The following is a 9,876-nucleotide window of genomic DNA, read 5'->3' as shown; positions in this document are numbered from 1 at the left end:
ATCCTGGCCAAGGGCCAGACGGTTAAGGGGCACATCTGGACCTACGTTCGCGACGATCGGCCATTCGGCGGACGGGCGCCCCCGGGTGCGCTCTATTACGCCTCGTGCGACCGACGGCAGGAGCATCCCACACGGCATCTTCAAAGCTTCTCCGGCATCCTGCAGGCCGACGCCTATAGCGGCTACAACGAACTGTATGACGCCTCGCGCGCGCAGGGGCCGATCACGTCCGCACTCTGTTGGGCCCACGCTAGGCGCCAGTTCTTCGAGCTGGCGGACATCGCGGCCAATGCGAGGCGAGACAAGAATGCCGCAGCGATCTCGCCGATTGCCCTGGAGGCGGTCAAGCGCATCGATGCGCTGTTCAATATTGAGCGCGGCATAAATGGCCAAAGCGCCGAAGAGCGTCTGCGCATGCGCAAGGAGCAAAGCGCTCCGCCTTTAACGGCATTGGAAGCATGGCTGCGCGAGCAGCGTGCCCGGCTGTCGAACTCGTCTGCAGTTGCCAAGCCAATCGACTACATGCTGCGCCGCTGGGATCGGTTCACCCGCTTCATTGATGACGGGCGGATCTGCCTGACAAACAATGCGGCGGAGCGCGCGCTGCGCGGCTTTGCCCTCGGCCGCAAGTCATGGCTCTTCGCCGGCTCCGAACGTGGTGCCGACCGCGCCGCCACCATGGCGACGCTAATCATGACGGCAAAGCTCAATGACGTCGATCCGCAAGCCTGGCTGGCGGACGTCTTGGCCCGCATCGCCGGCACCCCGCAAGGTCGGCTCAATGAGCTGCTGCCTTGGGAATGGAAGAACAGCCCTGTTCAGTCTGCGGCCTGATCGGGCCACCGCACCGCGGATCATCCCGCGGCCCTCACCGGACGGTTACGTTCTTAGGTCTGGAATGGGCGCAACAAGACCAGCCCAGCGGCTTGGGTCCGGGCATGTTCGCGCGCTTGGTGCCTCGATCAGCACTAAGCTGACGGTCATCTGGAGCACCATGCTCTCACAAGGCGTTGGAGCCAACTATAAAACACCGCCATACCCCAGCAGAGGAATGGCTAGGATTAGGGTGCCTTTGAGCTCGACGGCACGCGGGCGCTGGTCAGGGACTTGGCGGGAAGACGTCAGACCCGAACCGTAGCAGTCTCGTCATCGACCGGTAGGTACCGCAAAGCCAGCTACGGGCTTGATGTCGGCTTGCGCTATTTAGCGCGCGCAGCTGGTCGAACTGCGACGTCTCGCCGTTGAGGGTCCACAATCGGCGCGTTCGTAAGACATCAATGTGACGCAGGAGCGGACGCTAGAGCTAAGGCGGCTTCCGGAGATGGCAAAAATTCTGATGGACGGTTGCGGAGCCGACGTGCTCGGCAGCCCCACTGTCGCGTTCAGGTCGTCCGGTTGTAACCAAAGCACCGCAGCTCGGATGGGGCCCGGCTGCGCGCCACGATCAAGGCAGCAGCCTGCCAAGTCCGCGGTGAGGCTCGCCGGTCGGCCTTTTCCCGCGCGCTTCGCAATAAGATCGATCTCCTCGCGATCAGCAAATTCGCTAAAAGAACGAGAAACAGCTGGCCGGTCCGACGGCTGCGGGCTCGGCAAGCCCATTTATATCAAGACTAAAGGGCACCTGCTGCCGAGTGGTTGCGAAATCGAGATCTTTTCTCCCCTCGCAAAATCGATTGCGAGTATAACGTGCGTGCCCATTTGCTGGCCTCGAGTGTCGCTGCACCTGTCGCCGATGCGTACGCATTGGTGCCCGACATCCTGAGCCACATCGGCCAGTAGCCTATTCGTCTTTTGGAGGGTAGAGAACTGCCCGGAACACTATTCGGATCGATCTCATGTAGATTATCGATCACGGCCGGGATCTTGTTGGTGTTTTTCTCGCATCGGGCATAGCTGTCGAAGGTGCTCCTGCGAATGTGGTAGGCGTTGCAAGCAACCGCTCGGCAGCCCGAGCGGAACGGCGCGCGCGACCTCCGCGAATACTTGCCCTCCATTGCTAAGCCGTAGCGCATCAAAGGAGCGGCGTGTGACGCGCGCCAAAAGCGGCACGCCAGATCGGCCGGCTTCAAGGGTCAGAACCAAGGTGACCTCAGCCTCGCCGTGCGGCAGAGAGGCTTTTCTGCGTGCTGGAAAAACATTGAGGATAGAGCTTGCGCGCCGAGGTTCGCGCGCAATGCTGACGTCGTCGGCAGCGATGCGCAGCCGCAGCTGCGCGCCCGGTGTAAGCGGCACTCCAGGTATCAGAAAGCGCACAGCTTTGAGGCGGAGCATGATCAGCCCATAGCGCCCGTCATACCCGCCGACCGTAGTATCAAGACAGACTGCCGCTTCGCCCCGCCTGGCAAGCGCCGCATCGCTCTGAATGACATTGAGCGGACCGGCCGTAGTCACGGCGCCACCCTTCATCATCACGAGATAATCGGCAAAACGCTCGATATCAGCGATGTCATGGCCGAAGTAAATCATCGGCAATGGAAGCGTTTGCCGCATGCGCTCGAGAAAGGGCAGGATCTCGCATTTGGCGGAGCGGTCGAGCCCAATGAGTGGATCGTCCAGCAAGAGTAGCCGAGGCTGGCCCAACAGCGCACGGCCAAGGGCGAGTCGCTGTCGCTCCGCTCCGGAAAGATCTGATGGCAAACGCTCGAGCAGTGGCGCCAAGGCGAGCAATTCGACCACACCATCAAAATCGATCAGTGCCTGTTCCGATTTGGACGCGTTGTATAAAACGGTGTGTCGTACAGACAAATGAGAAGAGAGAATCAGTAGGCGAAATACAAATGCGACGTGACGAAGATGAGTCGGTCGAAACGTAGTCTCATCCTGCCAAATCTCCCCATCAATCGCACAGAATCCATTCGGCAGGCGCTGGACGCCAGCGATGCAGCGCGCGAGTGTAGTTTTGCCGCACCCGGGCGGACCAAGAATCGCTGTGACGCCTTTGGCTGTACGCTGAATTGCGTATCTAGCAAAATGCTTCCGAGAGAGCCGTTGAAGGCAACTTCGATATAGCCCTTTTTGGCTTCTCTGATGAACCTTAGCATGTGCTGTATCTTCTCAGCTAAGTCAGGAGGCCAATGGCTGCAGTGGAGCTGATCGCCATGCTTCCAACGATCCACTCTATCCCGCGGCAGCACGGGCTTTTCTGCTCGCGTGAGGGCCTAGGGTAGGGGGCGGACTGCAGATTGGTATCAAGACCGGAGTCTTGTTGAGCAGCTCCGCGCCGCTAGGATTGTGGCAATCGGACGTTGCTCGCTGCACTTGCCATTGAGAGGTAAGCGCCCTTCCAGCAGCGCAAGGTTGTCAGTCTGCTTGGCGGGCCGAGCGCATGTTCGAATAGCGCGGCTTGAGAGGCTTGGCGGTAAAGCTGTCCGATCACGCCAGAGCCGAATACTGGCTCGGGGCCAGAACTCGGCATTACGGATCCCACAGCTTCGCGAGCCGATTCGAAGTTTGCGTCCGTCGCCACAATGGTGGCCTTTGCACTCTCAGGTGCGAGTAGCATCAAAGCTAGATCGATCATGATGAATCGAATTAACTTCATTGGAATCCCGGCTCCGCCGCGACCGCTTCCTTCGCGGCAGCTTTATCCTTACCCAGCAATCGGCGTGCCGTTTTAAGGAATACCTGGCCGGCTAGTGGCAAGGGAGGCTTTGCATCGGTCTCCACCCTGCGTCCTAAATCGCCGCATTGTAGGACCTTGGACGTTCGCGTCGCCAACCGCACATGCAGGAGCTATGAGATGGCACCTGAGGGTGAAACCATGCCTCTCGCATTGGAGACGGTGCTTCGGCGAATGTGCGGCCGTAAAACGCGTCAGTGATACACAAGTCGCTGCCTCCGGCTGGCGCACCTTCCGATCTGCGCGAAGGAGAAGGTTGGCAGCCTCTCTTCGAAAAAGCGCTGATATGAGATGATATGTGCTGTCCGCGCGCTCAAAGTGCTTGAATCGCCCGTAACGTCAGGATGTAGGCATTGCGAAGCAAAACGCCATATTGGGAGCCAACATCGGCACACAAGCGCTAAACGGCCGGATCTCTGTTTGATCCCGGTCCTCGCAATGCGTGTTGCGCCTAGCGGGACGATGATTCGGGGCGCCGTTATCATTGCGGCGCTCGGAACAGTGAGCCAGTGGCTGCCGAAGCGCTCGAATCCGGTAAACAGATCAGCCTCGCGGGGCAAAGAAAAACAGTTGAGAGGTTTGGTGAATCAAGAGCGACGAATGGGCTGGACCTGCAATGCGCATCGCTATTCGGCCGTCCTCGCTGCGATCGCGATCGCAGCGACGTGGTGCACAGGATATGCTCGCGCGCGAGATCGTCGGGCCGAGGAAGTCTTGGTGTCGTGCAAACCAGACGTGATCCGCTTCTGTGACCGCTTTACAGGCCGTAACGATGCTGATGTGGCCATGTTTTGTCTTACGGAAAACTTCAAAAACTTACGCCGCGAATGCCGACGCATGATGCCTACCGCCGCCGCGGACAAAAGCGACCGGTCGAGACAATCTCTCAACAGGCGTCCAGTAGGCCTTCATCCAGAGTGAGGCACGGCAGTTGCGAACTCGAACGATAGTGAGGTGTTCAGCCTGACCGGGCCCGGGGTTTGACCAGCTTGGTGGCTGCAAGTTGATCGGACTGAAGGATCAGCCTGCCTCGCGCAGCTCAACTATCTGAGGACTGATCCGTGGATCGATTGGCAGCAGTTGCGCTTCAAACAGCGCTGCAGCCATACGGCGACTTCGAGGCTTACGTGACGTTGCTATGGGTTCGCTGTAACGGGTCCGAACGACAACTGCGTAAGCTGAGGAGGGAATGGCCTGACATATGCAAGAATTCCGTACTGCTCACCAATCTATACCGTTATGGTCGGCGACTAGGCGTTTTTTGGGCAGGTAAGCTAAGCGGTAGTGACGGGCAGACGATTCGCCGGAATATTAGCGTTGGAGTTGGTTTCCCTTAGATTCTCAGCTTGGAACTACCTTGGGCTGGACTGCCGGGCTCAAGGTAATAGAGTGCGCTAGGAAAACATCTTTTGTTAGCCGCTGATCGACTTCTCGAGGCAACCGCTTGATGCCATTGCGGCGTTTTCGATGGGCGCTCCAGGGGAGTCGCTTCGCCCGAACGTGGTACTCTTGAAAGAATACACTTCAGAGCTCAGGGCTAAAGGGAAGGCCGTCGATACGAGTCGTTCAAAGGCAGAAAGCTGTTCATGCAGACGCTTCTCCACGGCCTCCCGCTCCGCGCCAAGCAGACCAGTGCCAAGTAATCGACGGCAGCGCCAGATTTCGTTTCGCAACCATCTGATCTCACTTAATGTATCATCAATCGAAGTCATCACTGATATTCGTCCCTGGAGTATCAAGCATGGCGATCGTCTGAGCGGCCGTTGCTTGGCTCCGCATTTCTGCCGAATAGTTGAGCTGAGGACTTACGACTTTCCGCCCGTTGTCCCCGAGCAAGATGTGTGCAACTCTTACCAATCAATATCACCCGACACCGCGCGTGTGACGACTAATCGCGGCGGATTTTCGCGATTTCACGGCGCCCCGATCGTGTGTCCTGCATAATTTCAGCGCTCCACAAGCTTGGTTGGCCGACGAGCAGTTAAGTAGATCCGGCGTGCTATAGGCATTCACAATCGCTTACCCGATAACTAATCCATGGGCGAGGTGGAGCTTATCCACAACATGGGAAAGCCATGAGAACGAATTGTGAGGAACGCAAACCAGCCTGAGTGCGATCCACGGCACGCGCCAGCCAATCAAGAAGCGAACGCGGTTGCGATCTTGGTAATACAAGGTAAAATGTCGATGGACGCAGTGTCGAGCCAATTGAGCATTCCACAGACGGTCATTGCCATCGACATCGGCTGTGCACGCCTCAGAAGAGCGATTGAATAGCTTGAATCCCACGCTGCGCCAGGTTTTAGCGTTGTTGATGCGCCACAGATAAAGGTTGGCAGGCGTTGACGTCCCATCGCAAGTGGAGATCACGGCGACGACCTGTTGATTTCCAGTTTTCTTGCCTGCGGGCGATGGCCAGGAAGGCCATTTCGATGGTCGGCACGGGGCGCCTGGCCGGCATCGTCAAGTACAACTTGACGGTTGGAGCCGCGAGATAGCGTGGATGATGGAATGATGCGGGCAATAGGATGTGTCTGACCCAGCCTAGCCACCCCTTAGCTGGTGCAGGGAAAACGCGCTGGGTGAACAGCCAGCTCGCGAGCAAAGTACTCCAGCAGACGGTTCATCTATCCAGAGGCGGCGACAGGCAGCACTGATAGCGGCACGAGCGCTGCGGCGACAGCTTGGGAGGTCTCATGTCCGTTCAGACCAGCCTCGCGAGGGCGCTAGGCGAAAGCGATCGCGCCAGCGACATCGTTGAATTCTCAACGGTGGTGGTCACGCGCGACAAGCAACTGCGCAACGTGGACCATTCGATGTTCCAGCAAAAGGCGGAGGCTGAGTTTCCGATCTAAAGTTCTGCCGAGTTTCGAGGAAATCCGCGCCGGAGGGTCGTGGTGTTAGGCTGTCTGCGGCCATTCTGACCGGGATGCGCCGCCTGAATGTCGACAACAATAAGCTGGCAAGCCTCCCCGACGCCTTCAAAAACGGTTCAGGAGTTGGACGCGCGCGGTAACCGCCTGACCCACCTGCCCCGGCTTCCGGCCGGGCTCCAGCGTCTGAACGTCGAGTACAATCAGTTGGCGGACCTGCCCGAGCCTCTCCCGGCCGAGTTCGAATGGCTCAGCGCCAGCCACAACCGGCTGACCAGCCTGCCTGAGGCCGTCTCGCACCAGCTGCTATGGTTCGGTGCCAGCAACAATCTGCTGACCAGCGTGCGCGAGACCCTGCTGACGCACCTAGGCCGTGAGTCGAGCGTTAATCTGGAGAATAATCCGCTCGCCGATTGGGTGCAGGCCGGCCAGGCAACAGCGATGCCGGACACTATGCCGGCCCTCAGGTTTTCTTCTCGATCACCGCTGGAGCGGTGGAAGTTCAGCCGCGGCCGCTACAAGAGGTCGCCGCGGACTGGCTCGAGGGCGAGCCCACGGCAATGGCCACTTGGCAGCACTTCGCCCATGAGGCGGGGGCCGCGGACTATGCACCGCTTCCTCGATGGGCTCCGGGGCACCGTGAACTAACATCATGAGGCGTTCCGCCAGGCGGTCGCCGAAGATCTGCGGCAGGCAGCCTTCAGGCCGCATTTGCGCGAGCAGTATTTCGAGATGGCTTCGGGAGCGAACGCGAGCTGCGAAGATCGCATTACTTTGGTCTGGAACGGCATGCGGACTGCACGCCTGAACGCTGATATCGAGGACGGCGTCTATGACGGGCGACTGGGCGAACTGCTCCAGAACGGCCGCGTCATGTTTCGCTCGGAACGCTTGAGGGGATCGCGCGCGAGAGGGCAATTCACTTCGTCGTGCCGATCCCGACGCAGATGTCGATGAGATCGAGGTCTACCTTACCTACCAGACCCGGCTGCGCGACGCGCTGGAGCTGCGGCACACCGCTCCCGACATGCGCTTCATGAACGTCTCTCACGTGACCGAGGGCGATGTGGCCAGGGCCGAGGCATCGGTGCGGGAGCAGGAAGCGGCGGAATTTCCGGACTATTTGGCAGCGTGCTGGCAACCAGGAACGCGTGGTGAGGCGCATCGCACCCCAAGACTATGCTGAAATGCAGGAGCGGCTCGTCGAGGCGATGAGCGTACAGTTTGAAACCCGCTTGAGCGACTGGCCGAGCATGGTCTAACAGGCGACGCCGATGCCGAGCGGGTCCTCGGCGCCCACACACGAGACGAGATCGCCGGCGAGATCAAAGGCGCGGTCATGCATCAGGTGCTCGGAGAATTCGACCTGAAGCTATGAGCGGCTCCCGAAGGAAGACCTCTTCGATCCGCCTAGCCGCTCACCAGCCAAGGCTGCTATCGTTTCTTGGACAGGCCGCCTGCATCAGCCATTGGCGAATGATCTGCCGTCAATTGCCCTCGCGCTGCCCGTGCGCACGATCGTAAGGTGGAGATCCAAGCGAACAGTCGTATACCGCAATTCATGCGTTCGCGTTGCGAACGCCATTGAAGTCAGCGGTCAACGACCACTCATAGGCCGGACGAATAGATGCGGATCAGAGCGAACTTTCAAGTGGCCCTTGTGCAACGTAGGCTATCGATATCCGTTCCCCGCCGACGATCGGACCTTCGCTGCGTCACACTCGAATCCAGATCGCGAAACAGGCTGTAATTCCGTCGGATCCATTGATGCAGCTCGGTGGACCAGTCCTTCTCGTTGCGCAGATATCCAGTGAAGGAAAAGCTAAGCCGGTCTATATATCGTTTGAGGAACAGCGGAAGTGCGGGAATCCGAATCACCCGCTCGTGATCCATCGCTTCCGGTAATTCGCCGCGCAGCACGAATTCATTTTGGACGGTGACCAGCGACGCCGGCGGAATTCGCCGCCGCAGCATTTCATAAGCGCGAAAGGAGATGCGGTCTGCGCCCGCGACGAAGAGGATGATAGGGGCGACATAGCAGCGCGCCGTCTCCTTCATGAAGCCTATCTCCTCGCACATCTTGAAGAATTCGTCGAAGGCGTGAAAGCCGAGGTCAATTACCTTGGGTACCCGATCGTGGATGATCAGAGGGTCCATCAGCTGCATCTTGCCGTAAGTGTCGATCACATCCGCGGTCTCCGTGATGTTGGGGAGGTAGTCGAGCAATGACGGCTCTTTCAAGTTCACATCGAACGATAGCGTTGCGCCGTTTTTCAGCAGCAAGAACTCGCTCATAGCCCGAGCGATGAGGGTTTTACCGACCTGCGGGCTAGGAGAGCAGATGATGTAGATGGGGGTCGCTAACATAGCCAGCAGATCAATTTCGTTCCGTACGTAGGCCCGACCGGAGCTCGCCGGATATGCCGCTACTTTTCGCCGGCCCGGGTGGCGGACTTGGCCCCCGCCAATTCCGTCAAGTTGATGCGATCGAATTCGCTCCAGACATTTGCCAGCCAGTGCCGGACATAGCCGCGCAGGACGAAGGAGTTGTTCGCAGGTTCATCGTTCCGTCCCTTGTTTGCCACGAAGTCTATGAATGGGATGGATGCGACTTCCACCTGCTCATAGGCCATCTCGTTGAGCTTCGGTATGGTCAGCTCAGTCGCATGTTTGATGCGGTGAAAATAGGAATTATAAGTCGCTTGATCCCACTGGAAGAATTGAGTGTCGTTGATGAAGTTCTTGACGAGGTAGTACTTTGCGCCGCTCATGAAAGTCGCGGTTTCCGCGATCTCGTCTAGCGAAGCGATGGATGATCCCAGGATGTGGAACACGGCGAATGTGATCTGGCCAGACCGTGCCGAGTCCAAAAAGCCGATGTCGCGCAAGGAAGCTAACGCAGAAGACAGTAGTCCTGCGCGAGCATCGATGACAGTGACGGATAGCCCTGAGTTCAAGGTATCGAAGATCTTCATCTGGTCCGCCGTCGTGGTCATGTCGACGATCTCAGTGATCTCGGGATAAAAGCGCTTCAGCGTTCCGCGGGGCGACTCTGTGTCGAATGCGCGTGTTTGCACGTTGTTGACGCTGAAGTAGTCCAGTAGCGTTCGTGATACGGTCGTCTTGCCGACTCCTCCCTTGTCCGCGCCGACCACAATTACAACTGGCTTCACCATAGAAACATCTCCTGAGACACTCGCCATTGCCGCGCGCAAGGTGCGCAATCGGCGCGTCTCTGCTTTGGGCGCGATCATGGCAGAAAGAAGGGGCAATGAACCTTCGATGCTGGAGCTCTGCAACTGATAAACGTTTTCAACATTAAGCGAGTGACGTGGTCCGATGATGCAGGCCTGAGAATGGAAGTAATCACTTGTATTGGTGATC

General features: G+C 58.3%; 9 protein-coding genes. 5 read left to right on the top strand and 4 right to left on the bottom strand.

The window, feature by feature from the left end; genetic code table 11:
- A partial coding sequence (gene tnpC / locus ACM43_RS14070) for an IS66 family transposase (RefSeq protein WP_271540693.1) occupies positions 1–834 on the top strand: 834 nt, incomplete at its 5' end.
- A 1,008-nt stretch (positions 835–1,842) separates the two neighbouring features.
- On the opposite strand, the gene ACM43_RS14065 is transcribed toward tnpC, so the two are convergent.
- Entirely contained in the window at positions 1,843–2,925 is a 1,083-nt protein-coding gene (locus ACM43_RS14065; protein ID WP_271540694.1) for an ATP-binding cassette domain-containing protein, read from the bottom strand.
- A gap of 2,106 nt (positions 2,926–5,031) precedes the next feature.
- Positions 5,032–5,331 (bottom strand): hypothetical protein, encoded by a 300-nt coding sequence (locus tag ACM43_RS14060; RefSeq protein WP_244621015.1) that lies wholly within the window; start codon positions 5,329–5,331, stop codon positions 5,032–5,034.
- A gap of 984 nt (positions 5,332–6,315) precedes the next feature.
- Between ACM43_RS14060 and ACM43_RS14055 the strand changes: the two genes are divergently transcribed.
- From ACM43_RS14055 to ACM43_RS14040, 4 genes are all read left to right on the top strand, one after another.
- Positions 6,316–6,474, top strand: coding sequence for a hypothetical protein (locus tag ACM43_RS14055; protein WP_271540692.1), 159 nt, complete (start codon positions 6,316–6,318; stop codon positions 6,472–6,474).
- Between the two features lie 87 nt (positions 6,475–6,561).
- Positions 6,562–7,140, top strand: a complete 579-nt coding sequence (locus ACM43_RS14050) for a hypothetical protein (protein WP_050996249.1) — start codon at positions 6,562–6,564, stop codon at positions 7,138–7,140.
- 63 nt (positions 7,141–7,203) lie between these two features.
- Positions 7,204–7,449: an NEL-type E3 ubiquitin ligase domain-containing protein gene (locus tag ACM43_RS14045; RefSeq protein ID WP_271540691.1), complete on the top strand. Its 246-nt coding sequence runs from the start codon at positions 7,204–7,206 to the stop codon at positions 7,447–7,449.
- 1 nt (position 7,450) lies between these two features.
- Positions 7,451–7,678, top strand: a complete 228-nt coding sequence (locus ACM43_RS14040) for an NEL domain-containing protein (RefSeq protein ID WP_245333771.1) — start codon at positions 7,451–7,453, stop codon at positions 7,676–7,678.
- Positions 7,679–8,139: 461 nt separating this feature from the next.
- On the opposite strand, the gene ACM43_RS14035 is transcribed toward ACM43_RS14040, so the two are convergent.
- Together ACM43_RS14035 and ACM43_RS14030 are read right to left on the bottom strand one after the other, a co-directional pair.
- Entirely contained in the window at positions 8,140–8,859 is a 720-nt protein-coding gene (locus ACM43_RS14035) for a hypothetical protein (RefSeq protein WP_271540690.1), read from the bottom strand.
- Positions 8,860–8,918: 59 nt separating this feature from the next.
- Entirely contained in the window at positions 8,919–9,668 is a 750-nt protein-coding gene (locus ACM43_RS14030) for a hypothetical protein (protein ID WP_036031156.1), read from the bottom strand.
- Between the last annotated feature and the right edge of the window lie 208 nt (positions 9,669–9,876).

Source organism: Bradyrhizobium sp. CCBAU 45321 (assembly GCF_028128975.1).
Lineage (GTDB): Bacteria > Pseudomonadota > Alphaproteobacteria > Rhizobiales > Xanthobacteraceae > Bradyrhizobium > Bradyrhizobium yuanmingense.
This window is presented reverse-complemented; position numbering and strand designations above follow the sequence as displayed.